Annotated in this window: 30 protein-coding genes; 10 read left to right on the top strand and 20 right to left on the bottom strand. The window is 67.9% G+C overall.

Translation table 11 applies throughout. The annotated features are described in order from the left end of the window. Window positions 1-27: 27 nt before the first annotated feature. Window positions 28-1,329 carry a DUF1295 domain-containing protein gene (locus tag ABLE38_RS11540; RefSeq protein WP_348974285.1) on the bottom strand — a complete coding sequence of 434 codons (1,302 nt, stop codon included), beginning with the start codon at window positions 1,327-1,329 and terminating at the stop codon, window positions 28-30. Window positions 1,330-1,457: 128 nt separating this feature from the next. Between ABLE38_RS11540 and ABLE38_RS11535 the strand changes: the two genes are divergently transcribed. The 3 genes from ABLE38_RS11535 to ABLE38_RS11525 all read left to right on the top strand — a co-directional run bounded on the left by ABLE38_RS11535 (window position 1,458) and on the right by ABLE38_RS11525 (window position 4,751). Next, on the top strand, window positions 1,458-3,368 hold the full coding sequence (locus ABLE38_RS11535) for a collagenase (RefSeq protein ID WP_348974284.1): 1,911 nt from the start codon (window positions 1,458-1,460) through the stop codon (window positions 3,366-3,368). Between the two features lie 40 nt (window positions 3,369-3,408). Next, the gene (ppa, locus tag ABLE38_RS11530; RefSeq protein ID WP_348974283.1) at window positions 3,409-3,951 is read left to right on the top strand and encodes an inorganic diphosphatase; all 543 of its coding nucleotides are present in this window, start codon (window positions 3,409-3,411) and stop codon (window positions 3,949-3,951) included. Window positions 3,952-4,097: 146 nt separating this feature from the next. Next, window positions 4,098-4,751, top strand: coding sequence for a DUF1345 domain-containing protein (locus ABLE38_RS11525; RefSeq protein WP_348974282.1), 654 nt, complete (start codon window positions 4,098-4,100; stop codon window positions 4,749-4,751). A 150-nt stretch (window positions 4,752-4,901) separates the two neighbouring features. Here ABLE38_RS11525 and ABLE38_RS11520 read toward each other — a convergent pair whose 3' ends face one another. The 6 genes from ABLE38_RS11520 to ispG are packed head-to-tail and all read right to left on the bottom strand — an operon-like array spanning window position 4,902 to window position 8,358. After that, window positions 4,902-5,264: a TfoX/Sxy family protein gene (locus ABLE38_RS11520; protein ID WP_348974281.1), complete on the bottom strand. Its 363-nt coding sequence runs from the start codon at window positions 5,262-5,264 to the stop codon at window positions 4,902-4,904. Between the two features lies 1 nt (window position 5,265). Beyond that, window positions 5,266-5,583 carry a multidrug efflux SMR transporter gene (locus ABLE38_RS11515; RefSeq protein ID WP_348974280.1) on the bottom strand — a complete coding sequence of 106 codons (318 nt, stop codon included), beginning with the start codon at window positions 5,581-5,583 and terminating at the stop codon, window positions 5,266-5,268. Next, a complete protein-coding gene (locus ABLE38_RS11510; protein ID WP_348974279.1) occupies window positions 5,583-6,062 on the bottom strand; it encodes a GNAT family N-acetyltransferase in 480 nt (159 codons plus the stop codon). Before ABLE38_RS11510 ends, ABLE38_RS11515 begins: the two co-directional genes overlap by 1 nt. Further along, on the bottom strand, window positions 6,059-6,949 hold the full coding sequence (locus ABLE38_RS11505) for a DMT family transporter (RefSeq protein ID WP_348974278.1): 891 nt from the start codon (window positions 6,947-6,949) through the stop codon (window positions 6,059-6,061). Before ABLE38_RS11505 ends, ABLE38_RS11510 begins: the two co-directional genes overlap by 4 nt. A gap of 31 nt (window positions 6,950-6,980) precedes the next feature. Beyond that, window positions 6,981-7,232, bottom strand: coding sequence for a hypothetical protein (locus tag ABLE38_RS11500; RefSeq protein WP_348974277.1), 252 nt, complete (start codon window positions 7,230-7,232; stop codon window positions 6,981-6,983). Between the two features lies 1 nt (window position 7,233). Next, a complete protein-coding gene (ispG, locus tag ABLE38_RS11495; protein ID WP_348974276.1) occupies window positions 7,234-8,358 on the bottom strand; it encodes a flavodoxin-dependent (E)-4-hydroxy-3-methylbut-2-enyl-diphosphate synthase in 1,125 nt (374 codons plus the stop codon). Between the two features lie 141 nt (window positions 8,359-8,499). On the opposite strand from ispG, the gene ABLE38_RS11490 reads away from it, so the two are divergent. Continuing rightward, a complete protein-coding gene (locus tag ABLE38_RS11490) occupies window positions 8,500-9,711 on the top strand; it encodes an acyltransferase family protein (protein ID WP_348974275.1) in 1,212 nt (403 codons plus the stop codon). Continuing rightward, window positions 9,711-10,547 carry a S1/P1 nuclease gene (locus tag ABLE38_RS11485; RefSeq protein WP_348974274.1) on the top strand — a complete coding sequence of 279 codons (837 nt, stop codon included), beginning with the start codon at window positions 9,711-9,713 and terminating at the stop codon, window positions 10,545-10,547. Before ABLE38_RS11490 ends, ABLE38_RS11485 begins: the two co-directional genes overlap by 1 nt. A 10-nt stretch (window positions 10,548-10,557) precedes the next feature. On the opposite strand, the gene ABLE38_RS11480 is transcribed toward ABLE38_RS11485, so the two are convergent. The 11 genes from ABLE38_RS11480 to ABLE38_RS11430 form a co-directional block, all read right to left on the bottom strand. Continuing rightward, window positions 10,558-11,520 carry an alpha/beta fold hydrolase gene (locus ABLE38_RS11480; RefSeq protein WP_348974273.1) on the bottom strand — a complete coding sequence of 321 codons (963 nt, stop codon included), beginning with the start codon at window positions 11,518-11,520 and terminating at the stop codon, window positions 10,558-10,560. Further along, on the bottom strand, window positions 11,520-11,780 hold the full coding sequence (locus ABLE38_RS11475) for a hypothetical protein (RefSeq protein WP_348974272.1): 261 nt from the start codon (window positions 11,778-11,780) through the stop codon (window positions 11,520-11,522). The genes ABLE38_RS11480 and ABLE38_RS11475 overlap by 1 nt, the downstream gene beginning before the upstream one ends. Window positions 11,781-11,877: 97 nt before the next feature. Next, window positions 11,878-12,147 carry a hypothetical protein gene (locus tag ABLE38_RS11470; RefSeq protein WP_348974271.1) on the bottom strand — a complete coding sequence of 90 codons (270 nt, stop codon included), beginning with the start codon at window positions 12,145-12,147 and terminating at the stop codon, window positions 11,878-11,880. Continuing rightward, the gene (locus ABLE38_RS11465; protein ID WP_348974270.1) at window positions 12,144-12,359 is read right to left on the bottom strand and encodes a toxin-antitoxin system HicB family antitoxin; all 216 of its coding nucleotides are present in this window, start codon (window positions 12,357-12,359) and stop codon (window positions 12,144-12,146) included. The genes ABLE38_RS11470 and ABLE38_RS11465 overlap by 4 nt, the downstream gene beginning before the upstream one ends. Before the next feature lie 10 nt (window positions 12,360-12,369). Beyond that, on the bottom strand, window positions 12,370-13,275 hold the full coding sequence (locus tag ABLE38_RS11460) for an SPFH domain-containing protein (protein WP_348974269.1): 906 nt from the start codon (window positions 13,273-13,275) through the stop codon (window positions 12,370-12,372). Window positions 13,276-13,529: 254 nt separating this feature from the next. Continuing rightward, on the bottom strand, window positions 13,530-14,042 hold the full coding sequence (pal, locus tag ABLE38_RS11455; RefSeq protein ID WP_348974268.1) for a peptidoglycan-associated lipoprotein Pal: 513 nt from the start codon (window positions 14,040-14,042) through the stop codon (window positions 13,530-13,532). Window positions 14,043-14,112: 70 nt separating this feature from the next. After that, window positions 14,113-15,480 (bottom strand): Tol-Pal system beta propeller repeat protein TolB, encoded by a 1,368-nt coding sequence (gene tolB, locus ABLE38_RS11450; RefSeq protein ID WP_348974267.1) that lies wholly within the window; start codon window positions 15,478-15,480, stop codon window positions 14,113-14,115. Between the two features lie 2 nt (window positions 15,481-15,482). Next, the gene (locus ABLE38_RS11445) at window positions 15,483-16,277 is read right to left on the bottom strand and encodes a TonB C-terminal domain-containing protein (RefSeq protein ID WP_348974266.1); all 795 of its coding nucleotides are present in this window, start codon (window positions 16,275-16,277) and stop codon (window positions 15,483-15,485) included. Next, window positions 16,274-16,717, bottom strand: a complete 444-nt coding sequence (gene tolR / locus ABLE38_RS11440) for a protein TolR (RefSeq protein WP_348974265.1) — start codon at window positions 16,715-16,717, stop codon at window positions 16,274-16,276. Before tolR ends, ABLE38_RS11445 begins: the two co-directional genes overlap by 4 nt. Window positions 16,718-16,721: 4 nt before the next feature. Continuing rightward, window positions 16,722-17,411, bottom strand: a complete 690-nt coding sequence (gene tolQ / locus ABLE38_RS11435; protein WP_348974264.1) for a protein TolQ — start codon at window positions 17,409-17,411, stop codon at window positions 16,722-16,724. 7 nt (window positions 17,412-17,418) lie between these two features. Continuing rightward, a complete protein-coding gene (locus ABLE38_RS11430) occupies window positions 17,419-17,865 on the bottom strand; it encodes a YbgC/FadM family acyl-CoA thioesterase (protein ID WP_348974263.1) in 447 nt (148 codons plus the stop codon). Window positions 17,866-17,975: 110 nt separating this feature from the next. On the opposite strand from ABLE38_RS11430, the gene ABLE38_RS11425 reads away from it, so the two are divergent. The 5 genes from ABLE38_RS11425 to ABLE38_RS11405 are packed head-to-tail and all read left to right on the top strand — an operon-like array spanning window position 17,976 to window position 21,239. Further along, the gene (locus tag ABLE38_RS11425) at window positions 17,976-18,419 is read left to right on the top strand and encodes a hypothetical protein (RefSeq protein ID WP_348974262.1); all 444 of its coding nucleotides are present in this window, start codon (window positions 17,976-17,978) and stop codon (window positions 18,417-18,419) included. After that, entirely contained in the window at window positions 18,412-18,624 is a 213-nt protein-coding gene (locus tag ABLE38_RS11420) for a helix-turn-helix transcriptional regulator (RefSeq protein ID WP_348974261.1), read from the top strand. The genes ABLE38_RS11425 and ABLE38_RS11420 overlap by 8 nt, the downstream gene beginning before the upstream one ends. Further along, window positions 18,624-19,037 carry a hypothetical protein gene (locus ABLE38_RS11415; protein ID WP_348974260.1) on the top strand — a complete coding sequence of 138 codons (414 nt, stop codon included), beginning with the start codon at window positions 18,624-18,626 and terminating at the stop codon, window positions 19,035-19,037. Before ABLE38_RS11420 ends, ABLE38_RS11415 begins: the two co-directional genes overlap by 1 nt. Before the next feature lie 22 nt (window positions 19,038-19,059). Next, window positions 19,060-19,794: an ABC transporter ATP-binding protein gene (locus tag ABLE38_RS11410; protein WP_348974259.1), complete on the top strand. Its 735-nt coding sequence runs from the start codon at window positions 19,060-19,062 to the stop codon at window positions 19,792-19,794. After that, window positions 19,791-21,239: a hypothetical protein gene (locus ABLE38_RS11405; protein ID WP_348974258.1), complete on the top strand. Its 1,449-nt coding sequence runs from the start codon at window positions 19,791-19,793 to the stop codon at window positions 21,237-21,239. Before ABLE38_RS11410 ends, ABLE38_RS11405 begins: the two co-directional genes overlap by 4 nt. A gap of 9 nt (window positions 21,240-21,248) precedes the next feature. Here the strand turns inward: ABLE38_RS11405 and ruvB are convergent, their stop codons facing one another. Then, on the bottom strand, window positions 21,249-22,271 hold the full coding sequence (gene ruvB, locus ABLE38_RS11400) for a Holliday junction branch migration DNA helicase RuvB (RefSeq protein ID WP_348974257.1): 1,023 nt from the start codon (window positions 22,269-22,271) through the stop codon (window positions 21,249-21,251). Next, window positions 22,268-22,666: a hypothetical protein gene (locus ABLE38_RS11395; RefSeq protein WP_348974256.1), complete on the bottom strand. Its 399-nt coding sequence runs from the start codon at window positions 22,664-22,666 to the stop codon at window positions 22,268-22,270. Before ABLE38_RS11395 ends, ruvB begins: the two co-directional genes overlap by 4 nt. Window positions 22,667-22,674: the final 8 nt, after the last annotated feature.

Here is a 22,674-nt window from a genome sequence, read left to right as displayed (position 1 = left end):
TCCCCCTCCGGGGGAGGATTTAATCGATCAGGCCGGGCGCAGCTTGCTGCCGAGCCAGGCGAAGAAGCGAGGCACCGGCGCGTTGCGCGCCATCCAGGCGCTGTATTCCTGATAGGCCGGATCGCTGCCGAGGTGCAGTTCCTCGGTGCGGGCGCGCCAGTAATAGATGCCGCTGACCACGGCCATGATCGCGGCGTTGCGCAATCCTTCCAGCCAGGTCGTGGTGGCGAGGAAGGGCAGGCCTGAGAGCCACCAGAAGGTGTTCTTTGCGAGATAGGCCGGGTGACGGCTCCAGGCATAGGGCCCGTGGGTGAGGATGCCGCGATGGGTGAGGTTCGAGAAGCGCAGGCCGAAGGCGATCGTCGCCCAGGCATAGATGCCGGTGAGGATCACCAGCACCGCGCCGAGCGCGCCGAGGATCCAGGAATGGCCGGCGAACCAATAGGTCCAGTCGGCGCTGCCGGGGTGATAATCGAGCACGCCGCCTTCGTTCATCAGCACGAAGGGCGGGTAGCAGATCAGCGCCGCGGTCCAGCCCGCCGCATAGGGCGTGGCGGTGCGGATGTGCGAATCGAGCGGGCGCATCGTCAGGACGTAACCTGCGGTGGCGAAGGCCACGTCGATCACGAACATGAAGGCGATGCAGTAGTTGGCGATCACCGCCGGACTGTCGAGCATGCGGCTGAAGTCCCAGCCGACGAACTCGCCGAAATTGGGCGGGACGATCGAGATCATGAAGGCGAGGAAGAAGCCCTTCACCGCCCAGCTGCGCAGATGGTTCTGGATCGCCTTGCGGTCGATCGGCTCCTTGAGGCCCATCAGCCAAGCGCCGAGATGCCAGGCGCCGTCGCGCGGCTCGACCAGCTTGCGGTCGAGCCAGAGGACATAGGGGACGGAGAGCAAGAACAGCGCCGGCGCGGCCATCTCGATGCACCAGATCGAGAAGGAGAAATTGGCGTAGCGGCCGGTCCACCAGAAGCGGAAGGTGGCGTAGATCACCGCGATGCCGCCCCAGGTGAGCCACAGCCCGGTGAGCTTGGTCACCGAGATGTCGAGCGTGTCCTTGAGCCTGCGCTGCGAGGACCAGTCGATGCCCGTCGTCGGGCTCAGATGTACCTTGTCGACGAGCAGCGACCAGAGGACCATGGGAATGGCGCAGGCGAAGACGTTGACCATCGCCGAATAGGGGCCGTCGATCCGGTAGATGCTGGCGATCACGGTCCACAGGGTCATGCCGGCAAGGCCCGCCATGCCGACACCCGTGCTCACCGCCGAGCGCGGGCGCGGATCTGCCTTGGCTCCGGAAGCCAGCTGGGGATCGTGATACATGGCGGAAACAGCTAGCGCGCAATGGTTAGCGTCCCGTGAAGGATTGCCGATACGCGCAGGCCTTTACGCCTCTGCCCGGAGGGTCCTATGACCCGCCAACTCAGACAAAGATGAGGTCGCTTCCCCCCATGATCCGTGCGCTCGCCGCAGTTGCCCTGCTCGCTTCCGTCTCCGGCCCCGCGCTGGCCCAGAATTCGGGGGCCCAGAACTCCGCACCGGTGCAGACCGCGCCCTATCCCAACACGATCCCCGACGCGCGCGACATCGCCTATCCTGGCACGCTGACGCTCGACATCGACGCGACCGACACTCTGCGCGGCATCTTCACCGTCAAGGAGACGATCCCCGTCGCGAAGAGCGGGCACATGGTGCTGCTCTATCCGAAGTGGATCCCCGGCAAGCACGGGCCGCGCGGCGAGATCGAGAAGCTGGGCGGCCTCGTCATCAAGGCGAACGGCAAGGTGATCCCGTGGAAGCGCGATCCCGTGGACGTCTTCGCCTTCCACATCGACGTGCCGGCAGGCGCCAAGAAGCTCGACGTCAGCTTCAACTTCGTCTCGGCGACGGTGGGCGACCAGGGCCGCATCGTGATGACGCCGAACCTGGCGAGCGTGCAGTTCTTCTCGCTGAGCCTCTATCCGGCCGGCTATTTCACCCGCCGCATCCCGATCCAGGCCAAGGTGACCTATCCCGCCGGCTGGACCGCTTCCTCGGCGGTGGACGCCAAGGTGGACGGCAATGTCTACAGCTACGACAAGACCAACTACGACGTGCTGATGGATTCGCCGGTGCTCGCCGGCCGCTACTACCGCCAGATCAAGCTGAGCGACCGCGTCTCGGTCGAGACCTATGCCGACACGGCCGAGGAGCTGACGGCGACGCCGGCGCAGGTCGATACGCTCAAGAACCTGGTCGACCAGGCCAAGAAGACCTTCGGCGTCGAGCATTACGACCATTACCGCTTCCTGTTCTCGATCAGCGACGAGCTGGGCGGGATCGGCGTGGAGCATCATCGCAGCTCCGAGGACGGCACGGGCCTGGGCTTCTTCACCAAGTGGGACGAGAAGACGACGAGCCGAAACCTGCTGCCGCACGAATATACGCATAGCTGGGACGGCAAGTATCGCCGCGGCGCCGACCTGTGGACGCCCGATTTCCGCACGCCGATGCGCGGCAGCCTGCTCTGGGTCTATGAGGGCCAGACCCAGTTCTGGGGCTATGTGCTCCAGGCGCGTTCGGGCCTGGTGAGCAAGGCCGACACGCTCGAGGCCTATGCCGGCATCGCCGCCAGCCTGGACCAGCGCAAGGGCCGCGAATGGCGCCCGATGGTCGATACCACCAACGATCCGGTGATCACGGCGCGTGCGCCCAAGGGCTGGACCAGTTGGCAGCGCAGCGAGGACTATTACAACGAGGGCCTGCTGATCTGGATGGACGTCGATTCGGTGATCCGCGAGAAGTCCGGCGGCACCAAGTCGATCGACGACTTCGCGCGCATCTTCTTCGGCGGCCGCGACGGCGATTATGGCGAGGTCACCTACAATTTCGACGACGTCGTCGCGACGCTCAACCAGGTCGTACCCTATGACTGGCACAAGTTCCTCGACGAGCGGGTCAACCAGGTTTCCGAGCGCGCGCCGCTCAAGGGCTTCGAGCGGGGCGGCTACAAGCTGGTCTACAACGACACCCCCAACAAGAGCACGATGCGCGGCGGCGGCACCGACCTTTCCTATTCGCTCGGCCTGTCGATCGGCATGAAGGGCATCTCTGGCGTGATGTGGGGCAGCCCGGCCTTCGACGCGGGCATCACGCTCGCCGACGAGATCGTCGCGGTGAACGGCGAGGCCTATTCGAGCGACAAGCTGAAGGACGCAGTGAAGGCCGCCAAGGGCGGCAAGGCGCCGATCAAGCTGACCCTGAAGCGCGGCTCGCGCTACCGCGATGTTGCCATCGACTATCACGATGGCCTGCGCTATCCGCACCTCGAAAAGATAAGCCAAGGAGAGGCTGGCCTGGATAAGCTCCTCCAGCCGAAGTGAAACTGGGGGGCGCAACCGCCCAGCTTAAGGAAAGCATAGCGTGCGTATCGATTTGATTCCGGTGGGCGACGATCCGCCGAACAGCCTCAATGTGATCATCGAGGTTCCCGTCGGCGGTGAGCCGGTGAAGTACGAGTTCGACAAGGCGAGCGGCGCGCTGTTCGTCGACCGCATCCTGCACACGCCGATGCGCTACCCGGCGAATTACGGCTTCGTGCCGCACACGCTGTCGCCCGACGGCGATCCGCTTGACGCGCTCGTCATCGCGCGCTCGCCCTTCGTGCCGGGCTGCGTCGTGCGCGCGCGCCCGATCGGCGTGCTCAAGCTCGAGGACGAGGCCGGCGGCGACGAGAAGCTGATCTGCGTCCCCGTCGACAGCACCTTCCCTTACTATTCGGACATCGGCGAGCGGCAGGACCTGCCCTCGATCGTGCTCCAGCAGATCGAGCACTTCTTCAAGCACTACAAGGACCTCGAGTCCGAGAAGTGGGTGCGCATCGGCCAGTGGGGCGATGCCGAGGAAGCCCGCCGGATCGTGCTCGAAGCGATCGAAGCCGCGAAGAAGGCCAAGGAGGCCGCCTGAGCATTCCGCCGGCCGGCGGCTGCGCGCAGTCGTCGGCCGGCGCATCGCCCTCTTCACGGCGCCGCGCGATCGGCCCATGATGCGCGGATGATGCTCCTGGCCCTCGCACTCCCCGGATCGATCGCCCGCTGCTGGCTGGTCCGCCGATGAACCACAGGCACCAGCGCATCCGCAGCGTCGGCAACATCATCGCGCCGCCGCGCTTCCTGCTGTTCCTCGCGGTCACGGCCATCGCGGCGTGGTTCGCGATCCCCGCATTCGGCCTGCGCATCGGGATCATGGCCGCGTTCGACGCCGGCGCGATCATCTTCCTGCTCGCGCTGAGCCCGCTGCTCCATCACCGCGCAAGCAACATGCGCGAGAGCGCCTGCCGCAACGACGGCAACCGCGCGATGCTGCTGCTGATCACGGTGATGGTGGGCATCGCGGTTTTCGCCTCGATCGCCAGCGAGCTGATGAGCAACGCCAAGAACCACCCCTGGGCGCCGCCGGTGATCGTCGCCACACTGATCCTGAGCTGGGTGTTCAGCAACGTGATCTACGCGCTGCACTATGCCCATCTCTTCTACATCGAGAAGCGCGGCGGCGGCGATACCGGCGGGCTGCAATTCCCGGACACGCGCGAGCCCGACTACTGGGACTTCCTCTATTTCGCGATCTGCCTGGGCATGACCTTCCAGACCAGCGACGTGACGATCAACGAGCGCCGCATGCGCCGCGTGGTGACCGGGCATTGCCTGGCGGCGTTCGTGTTCAACCTGGGGATATTGGCGTTCACGATCAACGTGCTGGGGGGATAGGGTTTAATTCCTCCTCGAGCTTGCCCGGGGAGGGGACCATTCGCGCCAGCGAATGGTGGAGGGCCGCCGCAACGCGGCGGTGCCCGCCGCGCCCCTCCACCACGCCCTTCGGGCGCGGTCCCCCTCCCCCAGACAAGCTGGGGGAGGAATTTATTTCTTCTTCGCCTTGGGCTTCTTCTTCGGCGCCCTCAGCCCTGCCGCGATCCCCAGCCCTGCCCATTCGCGCAGCGCATCGGCATCGTCATAGGTGTCGCTTGGCGCGCGGCGATAATTCATCTGGTCGACACTGCCGTCCTTGAAGGTGACGGTGAAGCGATCGGTGTGGCCGGCCGCATCCCAGGTCGCGTTGCTCTCGGCATCGGCCTTGATCCACAGCTCGCCGTCATGGACCAGCGCGAAGGCCCTGCCCTCCATGTAGAGGATCGCGCCGCCCATCATCTTGCGCATCGTCACGCTGCCGAGCGGCTCGAGCGCTTCGGTGACCCAGGCGACAAGGCCCTCGTCCACCGCCATCTCAGTGCGCCGTCAGCTTGAGGCCGGCGATGCAGGCGACGACCCCGAGGATCAGCAGGCTGCGGACCAGGGTGAAGGGCTCGCCGAACCAGAGCATGCCGATGATCACCGTGCCGAGCGCGCCGATGCCGGTCCAGATCGCATAGGCGGTGCCCATCGGGATGGTGCGCGCGGCGAGCTCGAGCAGCACCATCGACAGCGTCACCGAGACGAGGAAGCCGAGCGTCCAGGGGATGTTGCGGAAGCCGTCTGCATAGCGAAGACAGGTGGTGAAGCCGACCTCGAACAGGCCGCCGAGGATGAGGAGCACCCAGGCCATCAGTTGCGCCCCGCCAGCGCGACCAGGGCATCGCCTGAGACGCGCTGAATCGTCCATTCATCCATCGGCTCGGCGCCCATCGCCCGGTAGAAATCGATTGCCGGAGTGTTCCAGTCGAGCACCGACCACTCGAAGCGGCCACAGTCCCGGTCGAGCGCGATACCGGCGAGATGCTGGAGCAACGCCTTGCCCGCGCCCCTGCCGCGCGCCTCGGGACGCACGAACAGGTCTTCAAGATAGAGGCTCGGCTTGCCGGTCCAGGTCGAGAAGTTGAAGAAGAACAACGCGAAGCCGACGGGTTCGCCATCGGCCTCCGCGATCACTGCCTCGGCGAACGGCCGGTCGCCGAACAGCGCCCTGGTCAGCATCGGCTCGGTCGCAGTCACTGCATCGGGCTCGCGCTCGTACAAAGCGAGCGCGCGGACGAGATCGAGGATCAGCGCGACGTCATCGGGGGTGGCGGGGCGGATCGTGATCATGACAGGGCAGGCTCCACATGCTCGGCCGGCGCAGGCTGGCCCCGCGCCGCCATCCAGCATCCGGCGACGATCAGCAAGGTGCCGGCGACGGTCACCGCGGTCAGCGGCTCGCGGAAGAACAGCCAGCCCATGATCGCCGCCCAGATGAAGGCGGTATATTCGACGGTGAGCAGGATCTGCGCCTCGGCCCGGGCATAGGCCCAGGAGAGCAGCATCAGCGAGACGATCGCGAGCGCCGCGGAAAGGCCGACCAGCGGCCATTGCCCCGGCGCGGGCAGCTGGAGCAGCCAGGGCGCGGGCAGCGCGAACAGCGCCAGGATGATCCAGTTCTGGAAGAACGCGATCTCGATCGGCCCGGCATGCTGCGCCTGGTGGCGCGCGATGACGAGGTTGACCGCATAGAACACCGCCGAGGTGAGGATCGCGAGCATGCCGAGCGCCGAATCGGGCCGGTGCGGCGCGCCAAGCTGGCCGGCGAGGATGATCGCCACGCCCGCCAGCCCGAGCAGCGAGCCGAGGATCGAGCGCGGGCCGATCTTCTCGTGCAGGACCAAGGCGGCGAGGCCGAGCGCGATCAGCGGGGCGATGAAGGTGAGCGCGATCGCCTCGGCCAGCGGCACGCGGGCGATGCCCCAGAAGAAGCCGATCGCCATCACCGCGATCACGGCGCTGCGGATCGCGTGGATCCCGAGCACCTGCGCGCTCGGCATGCGCTGGCGGGTGGCGACGAACAGCGGCGTCATGATCATGACGCCCGCGACCAGCCGCCAGAAGATCGCGGCATAGGCGCCGATGCCAAGGCTCAGCCCCTTCATCACGGCGTCCATGATCGAATAGAGCGCGATGCCGGCGCAGGCGGCGAGCAGGGCGAGCGTGACGGTGCGCATGCACGGCGCATAGCCGCGCGCGGCGGCGCCGTCACGCGTCGGTGTCGGTCTCGTCGTGCTGGACCAGCCTGCCGATCTCGAGCTCGTCGATGCGCAGCTTGCCGATCCGCGCCTTGCCAATCCGCAACCGCCCGATCGCCACCGCTCCCACCGCGACGGCGCCGAGCGCGAAGCCGGCAAGCGCCACCGACGCGAGCGCGAGCGCGCCGACGGCCGAGGCGCCGACCGCGGAGGCGCCGGTCGCCTCTGCCTTGCGCTTCGAGACGATCGGCGGCCTGGGCACGCTATTCGGCCGCCGCGGCGGTGGCGGCTTCGGCCGATTCGATCTCGGCCGCCTTGGCCTCGACCAGCTTGACGATGTGATCGAGCATGTCGGCGTCGTTCACGGTGTGATCGGTGACGCCAGAGAGATAGACCATGTGCTTGCCATTGCCGCCGCCGGTGAGCCCGATATCGGTCTCGCGCGCCTCGCCGGGGCCGTTGACGACGCAGCCGAGCACCGAGAGCGACAGCGGCGTGCGGATATGCTGGAGGCGGTCCTCGAGCGCCTGGACGGTGCGGATCACGTCGAAGCCCTGGCGCGCGCAGCTCGGGCAGCTGACGACGCGGACGCCGCGATTGCGGATACCGAGCGCCTTGAGGATCTCGAAGCCGACGCGGACTTCCTCCTCGGGCTCGGCCGAAAGCGAGACACGAATCGTGTCGCCGATGCCGAACCAGAGCAGCGAGCCGATGCCGATCGCCGACTTGACCGTGCCGCCGACGAAACCGCCCGCCTCGGTGATGCCGAGGTGCAGCGGGCAATCGACCGCGTCGGCGAGCTGCTGGTATGCGGCGACGGCGAGGAACACGTCCGACGCCTTCACTGCGACCTTGAACTCGTGGAAGTCGCGGTCCTGGAGCAGCTTGATATGGTCGAGCGCGGATTCGACCAGCGCCTCGGGGCAGGGTTCGCCGTATTTCTCGAGCAGGTCCTTTTCGAGGGACCCGGCATTGACGCCGATGCGGATCGCGCAGCCATTGGCCTTGGCGGCGTTGACGACCTCGTTCACGCGCTCCGCCGAGCCGATATTGCCCGGGTTGATGCGCAGGCACGCGGCGCCGGCATCGGCGGCTTCGAGCGCGCGCTTGTAGTGGAAATGGATGTCGGCGACGATCGGCACGCGGCTGGCGCGGACGATCTGCTTGAGCGCCGCGGTCGATTCGACGTCCGGGCAGCTCACGCGGATGATGTCGACGCCGGCATCCTCGCAGCGGCGGATCTGGTCGATCGTCGCGCGGGGATCGGACGTGGCAGTGTTGGTCATGGTCTGCACCGTCACCGGCGCATCGCCGCCAACGGGGACATTGCCCACCATGATCTGACGGCTGGGCCGCCGGACGATATCGCGCCAGGGACGTACGGACATGGCGGCCATATAGGCGCTTTGCGTGGCCGGGGCCAGCCGCGACGATATCGAGATTTGATGCAGAAATGCCCGGGCCGGCTTTACGCGATGCTAAGCAAGCCGGACTAGGTTGGCGGGCCGTTCCCGAACCCGAGGCCCTGCTTGCGGCACGATCCGATCCTCGCTGCCGCCCACCGGACCAGCCAGCGCCACTATGGCATGGACTGGCTGCGCATCGCCGCCTTCGCGCTGCTGATCCTCTATCACATCGCCATGGCCTTCTCGCCCTGGGACTGGGTGATCAAGACCGGCTATGCCTTTGCGTGGCTGATCCCGCCGATGGCGCTGCTCACGCCCTGGCGCCTGCCGCTGCTGTTCGCCGTCTCGGGCTATGCCTCGCGCAAGCTCTACGACCGCGCGCCCACCGGCTTTGCGAAGCGCCGGGCGCTGCGGCTGCTGGTGCCGCTCGCCTTCGGCATGGCGGTGCTGGTGCCGCTCGAGATGTGGGTGCGGGTGATGGAGACGGGCTATCCTCATGGCTATCTCCACTTCTGGGCGCGCGATTACTGGCGGGTGGGCGAATTCTACGGGCGCGAGTTCCCGAGCTGGGAGCATCTGTGGTTCGTCGCCTATCTCGCCGCCTATACGCTGCTGCTCGCCGGGGTGCTGGCGCTGGACCGCGGCAAGGCGGTGCGCGCGATCGGCCGCGCTGCGGCCTGGCTCGCGCAGGGCCATCGGCTGCTCTGGGCGCCAGTGGCGCTGCTGGCGGCGCTGCGGCTGGCGATGCTGTTCGTCGCGCCCGAGCGGCAGGGGCTGCTGCGCGACTGGGGCGGGCACTCGCAATATGCGCCGATCTTCCTGTTCGGTTTCGCACTCGCCGGTGCGCCGCAGCTCTGGACGGCAGTCGCGCGGTGCTGGAAGCCCGCGGCGGCGATGACGATGCTGGCCGGCGCGGTGATCGTGATCGTCGAGATCCGGTGGCCGGGAACGCAGGTGCCCCCGCACGCCGTTATGGCGCTCGACCGCGCCGCGCGCACCGCCATGGCCTGGGGGATGATCCTGGCGCTGTTCCAGCTCGCCGAGACGCAGTGGAATCGCGACCACCCCTGGCGCACGCCGCTCGCCGAGGCGGTGTTCCCCTTCTACATCGTCCACCATCCCGCGATCGTGCTGATCGCCTGGTATTCGCTGCCGCTCGGGCTGAACGCGCCCGCCGAGTTCGCGCTGTTGCTGGGCGGCACCGCTGCGGTGTGCGCAGCGACCTATCTGGTCGGACGGCGGATCGGCTGGCTGCGGCCGCTGATCGGCCTGAACCCGCTGGCGAAGCGCAAAACACCTGCTAGGGAGGCCGAGCCTGCTTCTGGAGTAGTCTGATGCGCTTTCTCGTGATCCTCGCGGCCCTGTTCGGGTTCGCCGCGCCCGCCAATGCCTATTGGGAATATGGCCATCAGACCGTGGCGGCGATCGCCTGGCGCAACATCACCCCCGCCACGCGTGCCAAGATCACCCAGCTGCTCCACCACACGGACCTGCTCAAGACCGAAGGCTGCCCGGCGGCGACGATCGAGGAGGCTGCGGTCTGGGCCGATTGCATCAAGAAGCTGGGTGCCGACTGGCGCTATGCCTCGGTCTGGCACTACCAGGACGCCGATATCTGCAAGCCGTTCGACGTTACCGCCGACTGCAAGGATGGCAATTGCGTCTCCGCCCAGATCGAGCGCGACGTGAAGACGCTGAAGGACCGCAAGGCGCCGCAGGTCGAGCGGGTGAAGGCGCTGCTCTTCCTCGTCCATTTCGTCGGCGATATCGGCCAGCCGCTGCACGGCGCCGAGCATGACGGCGATGCCGGCGGCAACAAGGCGCTGGTGAGCTATGGCATCTACACTACCGACCGGCTGAACCTCCACTCGGTGTGGGACGGACTGCTCGCCGAGCGCGCGATCACCACCGGGCCGAACATCGTGCGCGCCTATAGCCGCGCCGATCGCGCCAGCCTGGGCGGCGGCACCGTCACCGACTGGGGCAAGGACAGCTGGGACCTGGCCCGCGGCATCTATGCCGACCTGAACGGCGGCGATCCGTGCAAGCCGATCACGGGGCGCGTCGCGATCACCGAGGAGATGATCGTCAAGTGGGTGCCCGAGGCCCGCACCCAGGTGATCAAGGGCGGGCTGCGCCTCGCCCGCCTGCTCGACGAGGCGCTGGCCTGAGGGCGCTGGCCTAACGCCTGGCGGTGACGAACCCGGCAATGGCATCGACCAGCGCCGGCGCGACGGGCAGCGACGCATCCGAATAGGTCGCGATGCTCGCTTGGCGGCCATCGGCGGCGGCGATGCGCAGCACATGCGTCATGCCCGGCACCACCACCAGCGTCGCGCCCGGCCTCGCGCCGGCAAGCGCGCGCGCGTCGCCCGGATTGATCTGCACGTCCCGGTCGCCCTGGGTGACAAGCAGCGGCACCGTCAGGCTGGCGGCCAGCCGGGGCGGATCGTAGCGGAACTGATCGATCATGAAGTCCTGCACGCTGTCCGGGAAGAGCAGCGGCAGCGGCGCCGGCATCGACGCGGTATCGGCATGCTTGCCGCTTTCCAGCGTGGCGATGAGCGACAGCAGGGGATCGAGCAGCGGCGCATTGGCCGGATTGGCGCGGACCTGCTCGCGCATGATCACGGCGAGTGGCCGGCCAGCGGCGCTGACCAGCACCACGCCGCACACGCCCGCGGGCTGCTGCGCGCCGGCGAGCACGACCAGCCCGCCCTCGCTGTGCCCGAGCAGCCAGACACAGGCGCGGCCGGTCCGCTTGCGCGCAGCATCGATCCAGGTGCGGACGTCCGCCGCATAGTCGGCGATCGTCACGCGATTGCCGTCGGCGACCGCGCTGCGGCTGTCGAACATGCCGCGCTTGTCGATGCGGAGCGTGGCGACGCCGTGCCTGGCCAGGCCTTCGGCCAGCTGGCGATAGGGGCCGCCGGCGACGCCGAAGCGATTATTGCCGTCGCGGTCGGTGGGCCCGGACCCGGGCACGATCAGGACCAGCGGCGCCCTGGGATCGGGATCGAGCAGCGTGCCGGCCAGGTTGCCCTGCGGCCCGGGCGCGGTGATCTCGGTGCCCGCCCCGGCGTCCCGGGCGAGCGCGGCAGGGGGCGTGCCGAGCAGCGCCAGCGCGAGCAGCATGCGGCGCATCAATCGTCCCCGCCCCAGCGGAACTGCCAGTCGCCATCGGTCTTGACGACGACGAGCCAGAGGAAGGCGATCGTCAGCGGCACGAGCAACACCAGCCAGGCCGGGCCGCGATGCGTGGCGAAATTGGCGAGGATCGCGGCAAGGCCGGCAAAGGCCAGGGTGACCAGCCAGCCCTGCCAGGTGACCGGCACTGCGCCGAAGCCGAAGCGCTTGGGGCGGAACCAGTAGCCGGGGCGGACGCGGAAGGCGTTGCCGATCATTGGAACAGCGCCACTGCGATGCCGGCGAGCAGCGCGACCAGGCCCACGCCGAGGACGATGGGAAGCCGTTCGCGGCTGACTTTCATGGGAAGGAACATCAGCGGTTTCCTTTCTCGCTGTCGTCCGCCGCGGGCGACGAGGTGCGCCAGGCTATGACGAGGAACAGGGCGGTCGCGGCCAGGAAGAGGATCAGCCAGACCGCGACATGGATCGGGGTGGGCGTGAGGATGACCGGCGTGAGCGCTAGCGTGGCCAGCACATAGGCAACCGTCACGGCCCAGCCTTCCCGCGTGCAGGGCGTGATATTGTACTTGGCGCCGCGGCGGATGCGGACGAACCAGGCATCGGCACGTTGCGGGCGGATCATGCTTCCTCCTCTTTCACCTTGGGCGGGCGGCCCCGCTTGGGCTTGACCGGATCGGCCAGCTTGACCCCGCGCCGTCCCAGCGCCTCGCGCAACAGGCACTCGACCTGGGCGTTGACGCTGCGCAGGTCGCTCGCCGCCGCCCGCTCGATCGCCGCATAGAGCGCGGGATCGAGGCGGAGCGGGAAGGCTTTCTTCTGGGGCGGCTGGGACACGGACTTCGCCTTACTGGTACAGCGAGCCTGCATTGACGACCGGCTGGGTATCGCGCTCGCCGCACAGCACCACCATCAGGTTCGACACCATCGCAGCGCGCCGCTCGTCGTCGAGCTCGACGACATTCTTGGCCGAGAGCTGGTCGAGCGCCATCTCGACCATGCCGACCGCACCCTCGACCAGCGTCTGGCGCGCGGCGACCACCGCCTGGGCCTGCTGGCGGCGGAGCATCGCGCCGGCGATCTCCTGTGCATAGGCGAGATGGGTGAAGCCGCACTCGTCGACGGTGATGCCGGCGACGCGCAGCCGGGCGATCAGCTCGTCGCGCAGCTCGGCGCCGACCTGGTCGTGGTTGCCGCGCAACGTGACTTCCTGATGCTCGAAATCGTCATAGGGATAGCGCGAGCCGATCGTGCGGACGGCGGCTTCGATCTGGACCATGACGAACGCCTTGTAATCGTCGACGTCGAACAGCGCCTGGGCGCTGTCGGTCACGCGCCACACCACCTGCGCCGCCATCTCGATCGGGTTGCCGCGCAAATCGTTGACCTTGATCTTGTCGGAGATGATGTTGTTGGCGCGCACCGAAACCTTCTTCTTGATCAGCCACGGCCAGGCCCAGCGCAGGCCGCTGGTGCGATCGGTGCCCTGGTAATCGCCGAACAGCGTGACCACCACGGCCTGGTTGGGCTGGAGCAGATAGAAACCGCACAGCACGAACAGCTCGACCAGGATCGAAAGCAGCAGCCAGGAAATCACGATCCAGTCGGCCATGCGGTCGATCTGGGTGAGCGCAGCGCCCGTCGCGGCGAACGCGACCAGCAACACGAGGAGCATGCCATAGCCGCTCGCAGTGCTCGCGGACTTCTCGCTGCTCTGGCGCAGCGCCGGAGCGGCGGTACGGACGTCAGTCATCATTACCTCCCGAAATTATGATATCGTATTTATATCGATTCGGGAGTGCCGGCAAGTGGAATCGAAAAGGCCGCCGGAGTTGCCCCGGCGGCCTTTCTGATCTCCCTCTCCCCTTGTGGGAGAGGGAGGGAGCCGACGAAGTCGGCGGAAGGGTGAAGGGGAATCGGGTGAACGGAGCCAAGTCTCCCTCACCCTTTCCACTCGCTTCGCGAGCGGGCCCCTTCCTTCTCCACAAGGGGAGAGGGAGATTCCGTTCAGCTGATGACGATGGTCACCGCGCGGCGGTTCTGCGCCCAGCTGGCGTCGTCCGAGCCGAGCGCGATCGGGCGCTCCTTGCCGTAGCTGATCGTGGTGATCCGCGCCGGCGAGATGCCGCGCGAGGCGAGATAGTTCTTCGCGGCATTGGCGCGGCGATCGCCGAGCGCGAGGTTGTATTCGCGAGTGCCTCGCTCGTCGCAATGCCCCTCGATCGTGATGCGCGTGTTGGGGTGGCTGGTCAGCCACTGCGCCTGGCTGTCCAGGATCGCGCGCGCCTCAGGGTCGATGTCATACTGGTCGAACGAGAAATGGACCGTGTCGCTGGCGACTTCGCGGCGGAACTGCTCGTTGAGCGGCGCCGCGACCGTGTCGCTGTCGCCCTCGCCGGCATTGCTGGGGCCGGTCTCCGACGGCGCGGGCGGAATCGTGTTGGCGTCGCGCTTCTTGGTGCACCCCGCGGTGGCGATCAGCGCGATGCCGAGCACCAGGCCAGTCGTGATCTTGGACATGGTCTTTTCTCCTCCATTCTCAGCGCATCGAACCCGCTTGCCCGGGCCCTATCACAAATGCGGTAACGTTTCAGGGGCGAATCGGTCCCCAGCTGGGATCCGACCCGTCAAGCGGCGTGGGAATGCGCCGCGCATTGGTGCCGGTGAGATCCACCGACCACAGGTCCGGCCGGCCCGAACCCTGGGCCGAACGGAAGAACATCAGCACGCGGCCATTGGGCGACCAGCTCGGCGCCTCGTCGCCCCAGCTGTTGGTCAGCAGCTTCTCGCCGCTGCCGCCGGGGTTCATCACGCCGATCCGGAAGGCGCCGCCGCCGGTGCGGGTGAAGGCGATCAGGTCGCCGCGCGGGCTCCACACCGGCGTGGCATAGCGGCCGCCGCCGAAGCTGATCCGGTGCTGGTTCGAGCCATCGGCGTTCATCACATAGATCTGCTGGGTGCCGCTGCGATCGCTTTCGAAGACGATCTTCGAGCCATCGGGCGAATAGCTGCCGCCGGTATCGATGCCCGGCGAGCTGGTCAGCCGCTGCGGATCGCCGCCCGCGGTGGCGACGCGGTAGACATCGGTGTTGCCGCCCTGCGCCATCGAGAACAGCACGGTGCGGCCATCGGGCGAGAAGCGCGGCGCGAAGCTGAGGCTGACGTTCGAGACGAGCAGCCGGTTCGAGCGAGCGGCCATGTCGTAGACGTAGATGGCCGGCTTGCGGTTCGTGTAGCTCATGTACACGATCGCGTTCTGCTTGGGGCTCATCCGCGGGGTAAGCACGATCGACTGGCCGTTGGTCAGGAAGCGGTGGTTGGCGCCGTCCTGGTCCATGATCGCCAGCTGCTTGCGGCGCTTGTTCTTGGGGCCGGTCTCCGCGACATAGACGACCTGGCTGTCGAAATAGGGTCCCTCGCCGGTGAGCTTGGAATAGACCGCGTCGGCGCATTTGTGCGCGGCGCGGCGCCAGTCGGCCGGCGAGACGACGAAGCCCTGGCGGACCAGCTCGCTCTGCAGCAGCACGTCGTAGAGATAGCAGCCGACGGTCAGCGAGCCATTGCCGTTCGCGCGAACATAGCCCTGGATGATCGCCTGATTGCCGTTCCAGCTGGAATAGTTGGGCGCAGTGACTTCGCTGTAGGCGACTGCGCGATTGGCGCTGGGGCCGGTGGTCTTGAACAGGCCGGTGCCGCGCAGATCGTCCTCGACCACCTGGGCGAGCTTGGCGCCGAGCTGGTCGGTCGGGCCGGCCGGGGTATCGACCGACTGCGAGGTGGGCATCGCCGGGATGGCGATGACGAGGTCCTTCGCGGCGGTGTTGGTCACGTCGACGCTGAGCGGCGTGTCCTGGTCCTGCGCCGGCTGCTGGGCGGGCGGCGGCACCTCCTGCGCCTGCGCCGCGGTGGCGGCGGTGCTCGCCAGCAGGGCCGCGATGGTCAGATGGGCAAATTTCATCTTCACAGGTCCTCGTACAAAACCGGGGCTATGACTTTCCACGCGCTGTAGAATTGCGGCGGAAGCTTGAAGGGGGCGGCGAGCTTTACCGCGCGGATGGCGCGCTCGCGGGCGAGATCGGCCTGGGCGCGGTTGCTGTCGGTGAGGCCCGTTTGCGTGACCCGAGGGTCGCTGGCGAGCGAGCCATCCTCGTTGAGACGCACCGTCACCGTGGTGCGCAGCTTGTCCGAGTCCGCTCCGCTGGGCGGGGCCCAGTGCGGGCGAATCTGACGAAGGATCTCGGCCTTGAGCGCCGCCTGAACCTGCGGGCCGACATTGGCGGCCGGCGGCGCGACCGACTTGCTCGGGCTCGGCTTGTCGTTGATGCCGGCGAGCAGGCCGTCGAGCCGGCCGGTAGGCGCGACCGGGCGGGCGGAGGCGCGCGCGGGCGCCTGGGCGGGTGCAGCCTTGGGCGGCGTCCTGGGTGCAGGCTTCGCCGCATCGGGGGCCGGCGCCGGCTTGGGCTGGGCCGGCTGCGGCTTGGCGATCGGCTGGGGATTGGGCGCCGGCTCGGGCGGCGCGGGCTCGGGCTCTACCGGCGCCTCGACCGGCGACAGCTTGGCGGCGGGCATCTCGCTCGTCGGCGCCGGCGACGTGCTTTCCAGCGCGACCTGATCGACCAGCGCGACCTCGATAGGCGTGGGCTTGAGCTTCAACGGATTGGGCGTGGCGAGGAAGCCGACCGACAGCAGGCCGAACAGGGCGACATGCCCCAGCACCGCCACCGTCAGTCCAGTTCCCTCGCCCTTGTCGATCACGGCTTGCTGCTCGCGTCGGTGATCAGCGAGACGCGGTTGAGCCCGGCATGGTTGAGTTCGCCCATCACCTTCATGACCTTGCCATAGCCCAGGCCCTGGTCGGCGCGCAGGAACACGGGCGCGGGCTTGCCATCCGGACCCGGCGCGCGGCCGGCGATCTCCTCGAGCTTGGTCGACAGCTCGGCATCGGAGGTCTGCACGTCGTCGATGAAGATCTGGCCCTTGTCGTCGATCGAGATCTGGACGGGCTTCTGGTCCTGGTCGACCGGCTTGGCGCGGCTCTCGGGCAGGTTCACCGGAACCCCTGCGGTGAGCAGCGGCGCGGTGACCATGAAGATGATCAGCAGCACGAGCATCACGTCGACCAGCGGCGTGACGTTGATCTCGGCCATCGGCGCGCGGCGGCCGCGGCCCTTGCTGGAGGGGAGATGCATCGCCACCGGCTTAGGCCTCCATCTCCAGGCGGCGGCTCAGCGTCGCGTGGAACCCGTCGGCGAAGCGGTTGAGCCGGGCCTCGACGCGGTTCACCTGGTGCGAATAGCGATTGTACGCGATCACCGCGGGGATGGCGGCGAACAGGCCGATCGCGGTGGCGAACAGCGCCTCTGCCATGCCCGGCGCGACCACGGCGAGCGAGGCGCTCTGCTCCTTGGCGATGCCGGTGAAGCTGCGCATGATGCCCCACACCGTGCCGAACAGGCCAACGAACGGCGCGACCGCGCCGACGGTGGCGAGGAAGTTGAGCCGATCGGCTAGCCGATCGACTTCCTGCGCGACGGTGGCGCCCATCGCGGTGGCGAGGCGCTCGCGCGTGCCTTCGCGGTCGATCGCCTTGCCGCTGGTCGAGCGGCGCCATTCGGTGACGCCGGCAGCGAACACGCGCGCGATCGGCTGGTCGCGGCCGGCGACGCGGCGATGGAACTCGTCGATATCGTCCGCCTCGCGATAGTCCGCCTCGAACTTGTCGATCGCCTTCCTCACCGAGCTTACCTTGAAGCCGAAGGAGAGGATGATCGCCCAGGTCCATAGCGAGGCGAGCAGCAGGCCGATCATCACGGCGCGCACCACCCAGTCCGCCTGCAGGAACAGGCCGATCGGCGACATGGTTGCGGCGTCGGTGCTGATGAATTCCATGATCGGTTCAGTTCCCCTTGAAGACCAGCGGCGCGAACCGCTCCATCCATTCCGCCGGCTGGCGGCGCGGACGACCGGAGGGGGCGACGAATACCGCCTCGATCTCCGCTTCGGCCACTATGGTAACGTCGCGCATGACTCGTTGATGAATATCCACCGCGGCGGGGCGCAGCCGGACCAGCCGGCTGACCACCACCAGTTGGTCGCCCAGGCGCGCGGGCGCCCGGTAGCGAAGGTTCGCCTCGCGGAGCGCATAGGCGCCCTCGCCGGCTTCGTGCGCGGCGCGCTGGTCGATGCCGGCAAGCGCCAACATATCCGAGCGGGCCCGCTCCATGAACCGCAGATAATTGGCGTGATAGACCACGCCGCTCAGGTCGGTGTCCTCGAAATAGACACGCAGGACGAAATGATGCTCGAGGCCCTCGAAGCGGCCAGGGGCAAAGGTCACGTCCATGCCGGGGCACCTAACCTGCCAAGCCCCCCGGGGAAACCCCTCACAAGCCCTCTTGACTCGTGTAACCCAAAGGTTACATGTAACCCATGAGTTACACGAAAGGGACTCGGATGACGAAGGGAAATGCCGATATTGCAGAGCGCGCCGCCTGGGGACGGGCACGCGCGGCGACCGTGATGGCGCTGGTTTTCGTTGCCGCCCAGGCGGGCAGTTTCCGCGACGAGCTGCCGCTCAACCGGCCGGAGACGCTTCACCTCTCGGCCTGGATCGTCTGGGCGATCGCGCTGCTGTTCTTCCTCGCCTGGGGCGGCGGGCTGCTGCGCGGCGCCCGGATGCGCGCGGTGCTCAACGACGAGACGACGATCGATCACCGCCGCCGCGCGATGGCGCTGGGCTTCTGGGGTGCGCTCGGCACCGCCTTTGCCGTCTATGTGCTCAGCTTCTTCGACACGATCACGGTGCGCGAAGGCGTGCGACTGGTGATCACCTTCGCCATCGCCCTCGCCTTGCTCCGCTTCGGCACGCTCGAGCGGCGGGCGCTCAAGGATGGCTGAAGGCCTGGCCAACCGGCTGCGCGACCTGCGCGGCGAACGCGACCTGACCCAGGCCGCGCTCGCCGAGGCCGTGGGCGTCAGCCGCAAGACGATCAACACGGTCGAGAATGGCGTGTTCGTGCCGTCGACCATTCTCGCCCTCAAGCTGGCGCGTGCGCTGGGCTGCGGGGTGGAGGAGATATTCTCGCTCGAAGGGAGTGACTGATGCAGGCCGATCTCATCCATAGGGCCGAACGTGCCGCGCGCAGCCGCGCGCTATTGCTCGCGATCGGCGCGGTGGTGGTCGCCGTCGCCGCGTTCCTGCGCACCACCGACACCTCGGCCACGTCCGAGGGGCTGGGCTGGATCCTGCTGATGGCCGGCTGGTCGCTGGTGCTGGCGACCGGCGGCGGACTGGCGCTCAACCGCCGGATGCGCGCGCTGCTCAACGACGAGCTCGCCACCGCGAACCGGAGCAAGGCGCTGGGCTGGGGATTCTTCGCCGCGCTGCTGGCGGGTGCCGTGGTGCTGCTCGTCGCACCCCATTCCGCCCTCGATCCGGCCGGCGCGGTCCGCATTGTCACCGCATCGGCGCTTTCGGTGGCGATGGCACGCTACGCAGTGCTGGAATGGCAGTGAAGCCGCCGCTAGGCTGGGCCGGATGAACCCGCCCGCGCTCCGCATCGCCGATCTTCACAAATCGTTCGACAAGCCCGTGATCACCGGGCTCGACCTCACCGTGGGTGCCGGCCAGCTCTATGCGCTGCTCGGCCCCAACGGCGCGGGCAAGACGACGACGCTGCGCATGGTCGCCGGGCTGACCGAGCCCGATCGCGGCGACATCGCGATCTACGGGATCGACACGCGGCGCGACCCGATCGGGGCAAAGGCAGTCACTGCCTGGCTGCCCGACGATCCGATGCTCTACGACAAGCTGACTCCGGCCGAATATCTCGGCTTCGTCGCCGGGCTGTGGCGCATTCCGCCCGACCAGGCGGCGCCCGAGGCCGAGCGGCTGCTCAAATGGCTCGAACTGTGGGAGGTGCGCGACACGCGCTGCGAGGGATTCTCGCGGGGCATGAAGCAGAAGGTCGCGCTGGCCGGCGCGCTGATCCACGATCCGCGCCTGCTGATCCTCGATGAGCCGCTGACCGGGCTCGACGCCGCCATGGCCCGCGCCGTGAAGGACGCGCTGCGCGCCGCGGTCGACCAGGGCAAGACGGTGATCGTCACCACGCACATCCTCGAGGTCGCCGAGCGGCTGGCCGACCGGATCGGCATCATCGCCGGCGGCAAGCTGCTCGTCGAAGGCACGCTCGACGAGCTGCGCGACCAGGCCGGATCGGACGACATGACGCTCGAGGACGCCTTTATCCGGCTGACCAGCCCGGCATGATCGGCTGGGCGATGCGACGGCTGCGGCCCGGCGGCACCGCCTGGCTGACGCTCCACGAGTTGCGCATCCGCCTGGCGATGCGCGAGCGCACGCTGGCGCTGCGCATCCTCCGCTGGCTGTTGCTCCTCATCTATGTCGGCATCGGCGTGACGGCGGCGATCCTGCTGCACGACGAGCCGATCGTCGCCGATCCCATGGCCTATGTCGTCGTGCTGTTCGGCTCCCTGGTGGCGTTCACGCTGATGCTCACCCAGGCGCTGCTCGCCAGCCAGGCAACGATCTACGAGACCGGCGACCTCGACCTGCTCTTCTCCGCACCGCTCGACCCGCGCGCCGTGGTCTCGGCCAAGCTCGCCGGGATCGCCGGCGGGGTGGTGCTGACCTTCCTGCTGCTCGTGGTGCCGCCGATCCTGCCGATGGCGCTTTATGGCCATCCCGAGCTGCTCGGCCTGCCGGCGCTGGTGATCGCGCTGGGCCTGTTCGCCTCCTGCCTCGGACTGGCGCTGACGCTGTTCCTTGCCCGCATCGCCGGCCCGCGGGCGGCGCGCACGCTGGGCCAGATCCTCGGCGCGGTGAGCGGCGGCGCGATCTTTCTCGTCTCGCAGCTCAACCACGACGCCGAGGGCAACCGCCGCAGCGGGATTGCCCGGCTGTTCGAGCGCTTCGTCGAGCAGCAACTGGGCACGCACGGCCCGCTGTCGCTGCCCGGTCGCGCCGCGTTCGGCGAGCCGCTGGCGGTGGCGCTGCTGCTCGGCACCGGCATCCTCGTCTTCGCGCTCACCGGGCTGCTGATGCGCACCCTGTTCCTGCGCAGCTACCAGGCCGGGGGCATGCGGCTGTCGCGCACCCGCAAGGCGCGGAGCAGCAGCATCGGCGGGCATTTCCACCGCAGCCTGTTCGCCGCGATCCTCGCCAAGGAATGGCGGCTGCTCGCCCGGGACCCCGCGCTCGTCTTCCATATCCTCACCCGCCTGATCTACCTGGCGCCGGTCCTGATCATGGCACTGCGCCATACCGACGATGTCCCGCTCGCCGCCTCGCTCGCCTTTTTCAGCGTCGCGGTGGCCGGCCAGCTCGTGCCGAGCCTCGCCTGGCTCGCGGTCTCGGCCGAAGACACGCCCGACCTGATCGCCATCGCCCCGGTCGAGAAGGACGACGTGAACAACGCCAAGCTGTTCGCCGCCCTGCTCCTCGCCACGCCGGTCGCCATCCTGCTCCCCATCGGCATCGCGCTGGAGACCATCCCCGGCGCCATCGTCACGCTGGTGATGACCGGCGTGGCCGGGGCGCTGACCGGGCACCTGGTGGTCGCCTATGCCAAGCCGGCGCCGCGCGCTTCCTTCCAGCGCCGGCGCAACCAGGGCTCGTTCCTGCTCGGCCTGTTCGAATTCATCATCACCGTGGCGCTGGGCCTGGTTACCGGCGTGATCGTCTATTTCCTCTAATCGAATTCGCTAGTCGAACAGCCCGTCCTGCCCGCCGGCGGGCGGATTGAGGCCGAGATGCTTCCAGCCCGCAGCGTTGAGGCAGCGGCCCCGGGCCGTGCGGGCGATCATGCCGATCTGGATGAGATAGGGCTCGATCACTTCCTCTATCGTGTCGCGCGGCTCGCTGAGCCCGGCGGCGAGCGTCTCGACGCCGACCGGGCCGCCCTTGTAGATATCGGCGATCATCGTGAGGTAGCGCCGGTCCATCGCATCGAGGCCGAGCGCATCCACCTCGAGCCGCGTCAGCGACTGGTCGGCTACCCGGGCATGCACCGTCTCCTCGCCGAGCACATTGGCAAAGTCGCGCACCCGGCGCAGCAGGCGGCCGGCGATGCGCGGGGTGCCGCGCGAGCGCTTGGCGATCTCGTGCGCACCGTCCGGTGCGACGTGCAGGTCGAGCAGCGCGGCGGCGCGGGTGACGACGCGCTCAAGCTCGTCGACCGCGTAGAAATTGAGGCGGACGGGGATGCCGAAACGGTCCCGCAGCGGCTGGGTGAGCAGGCCCTGGCGCGTGGTGGCGCCGACCAGGGTGAAGCGCGGCAGGTCGATCCGGACGCTGCGCGCCGAGGGCCCTTCGCCGATCATCAGGTCGAGCGCGCGATCCTCCATCGCCGGGTAGAGCACTTCCTCGACCGCGGGATTCAGCCGATGGATCTCGTCGATGAACAGCACGTCGCCGTCCTCGAGATTGGTGAGCAGCGCCGCGAGGTCGCCCGACTTGGCGATCACCGGGCCTGAGGTGCTGCGGAAGCCGACGCCCATCTCACGGGCGATGATCTGGGCAAGCGTGGTCTTGCCGAGCCCGGGAGGGCCGAAGAACAGGACATGGTCAAGCGCGTCGCCGCGCTGCTTGGCGGCATCGATGAACACGCGCAGATTCTCCCGCGCTGCCCGCTGGCCGACGAACTCGTCGAGCGACTTGGGGCGCAGCGCGGCGTCGACATCGTCGATCCGGCGGGCCGAGGAAAGGAGGCGATCGGAATCGGTCATTGGTCGACCCACATGCCTCTCTTCACCATCTGCGTCGCGCGAAGCGTGTAGACGCCCTTCTCGTCGAGCTGCAGCGCGCCGACGACATACACCACCCTTTTTGACTCGCCCCACTGGCTGCACGACGACCGCATGCCTGGATCGATGATCACCGTATCAAACTTCCATCGCCGCCGGCCCGGTTCAAGAACTTGTGCCGTGACCGGCTTCCATGCTCCATCGCCAATGTCGACCTTCACGCGGAGCAACACCTGTCCCTCCGGAACGAAGGCGGGCGCCTCGTTCAAGAAGACATAAGCGGTCTGGATCGCGGTGCGGCAGGCAAAGGCCGGCTGCACCCAGAGACAGAATAATGGCGCCGCGGAAACCATCGCGAACGACAGGAGCTTCCGCATCCCAATTC

The organism is Sphingomonas sp. KR3-1 (assembly GCF_040049295.1).
In the GTDB taxonomy this organism is placed as follows: domain Bacteria; phylum Pseudomonadota; class Alphaproteobacteria; order Sphingomonadales; family Sphingomonadaceae; genus Sphingomonas.
Note: the sequence above shows the minus strand (reverse complement) of the source record. Positions and strands in the feature narration are given on the sequence as shown.

Bases quoted from the DNA above. Each gene is read 5' to 3' on its own strand.
- ABLE38_RS11540 (WP_348974285.1), bottom strand. From the start codon at position 1,329: ATGTATCACGATCCCCAGCTGGCTTCCGGAGCCAAGGCAGATCCGCGC.
- ABLE38_RS11535 (WP_348974284.1), top strand. From the start codon at position 1,458: ATGATCCGTGCGCTCGCCGCAGTTGCCCTGCTCGCTTCCGTCTCCGGC.
- ABLE38_RS11525 (WP_348974282.1), top strand. From the start codon at position 4,098: ATGAACCACAGGCACCAGCGCATCCGCAGCGTCGGCAACATCATCGCG.
- ABLE38_RS11520 (WP_348974281.1), bottom strand. From the start codon at position 5,264: ATGGCGGTGGACGAGGGCCTTGTCGCCTGGGTCACCGAAGCGCTCGAG.
- ABLE38_RS11515 (WP_348974280.1), bottom strand. From the start codon at position 5,583: ATGGCCTGGGTGCTCCTCATCCTCGGCGGCCTGTTCGAGGTCGGCTTC.
- ABLE38_RS11510 (WP_348974279.1), bottom strand. From the start codon at position 6,062: ATGATCACGATCCGCCCCGCCACCCCCGATGACGTCGCGCTGATCCTC.
- ABLE38_RS11505 (WP_348974278.1), bottom strand. From the start codon at position 6,949: ATGCGCACCGTCACGCTCGCCCTGCTCGCCGCCTGCGCCGGCATCGCG.
- ispG (WP_348974276.1), bottom strand. From the start codon at position 8,358: ATGTCCGTACGTCCCTGGCGCGATATCGTCCGGCGGCCCAGCCGTCAG.
- ABLE38_RS11485 (WP_348974274.1), top strand. From the start codon at position 9,711: ATGCGCTTTCTCGTGATCCTCGCGGCCCTGTTCGGGTTCGCCGCGCCC.
- ABLE38_RS11480 (WP_348974273.1), bottom strand. From the start codon at position 11,520: ATGCGCCGCATGCTGCTCGCGCTGGCGCTGCTCGGCACGCCCCCTGCC.
- ABLE38_RS11475 (WP_348974272.1), bottom strand. From the start codon at position 11,780: ATGATCGGCAACGCCTTCCGCGTCCGCCCCGGCTACTGGTTCCGCCCC.
- ABLE38_RS11470 (WP_348974271.1), bottom strand. From the start codon at position 12,147: ATGATCCGCCCGCAACGTGCCGATGCCTGGTTCGTCCGCATCCGCCGC.
- ABLE38_RS11460 (WP_348974269.1), bottom strand. From the start codon at position 13,275: ATGACTGACGTCCGTACCGCCGCTCCGGCGCTGCGCCAGAGCAGCGAG.
- pal (WP_348974268.1), bottom strand. From the start codon at position 14,042: ATGTCCAAGATCACGACTGGCCTGGTGCTCGGCATCGCGCTGATCGCC.
- tolB (WP_348974267.1), bottom strand. From the start codon at position 15,480: ATGAAATTTGCCCATCTGACCATCGCGGCCCTGCTGGCGAGCACCGCC.
- tolQ (WP_348974264.1), bottom strand. From the start codon at position 17,411: ATGGAATTCATCAGCACCGACGCCGCAACCATGTCGCCGATCGGCCTG.
- ABLE38_RS11430 (WP_348974263.1), bottom strand. From the start codon at position 17,865: ATGGACGTGACCTTTGCCCCTGGCCGCTTCGAGGGCCTCGAGCATCAT.
- ABLE38_RS11425 (WP_348974262.1), top strand. From the start codon at position 17,976: ATGACGAAGGGAAATGCCGATATTGCAGAGCGCGCCGCCTGGGGACGG.
- ABLE38_RS11420 (WP_348974261.1), top strand. From the start codon at position 18,412: ATGGCTGAAGGCCTGGCCAACCGGCTGCGCGACCTGCGCGGCGAACGC.
- ABLE38_RS11415 (WP_348974260.1), top strand. From the start codon at position 18,624: ATGCAGGCCGATCTCATCCATAGGGCCGAACGTGCCGCGCGCAGCCGC.
- ABLE38_RS11410 (WP_348974259.1), top strand. From the start codon at position 19,060: ATGAACCCGCCCGCGCTCCGCATCGCCGATCTTCACAAATCGTTCGAC.
- ABLE38_RS11405 (WP_348974258.1), top strand. From the start codon at position 19,791: ATGATCGGCTGGGCGATGCGACGGCTGCGGCCCGGCGGCACCGCCTGG.
- ruvB (WP_348974257.1), bottom strand. From the start codon at position 22,271: ATGACCGATTCCGATCGCCTCCTTTCCTCGGCCCGCCGGATCGACGAT.
- ABLE38_RS11395 (WP_348974256.1), bottom strand. From the start codon at position 22,666: ATGCGGAAGCTCCTGTCGTTCGCGATGGTTTCCGCGGCGCCATTATTC.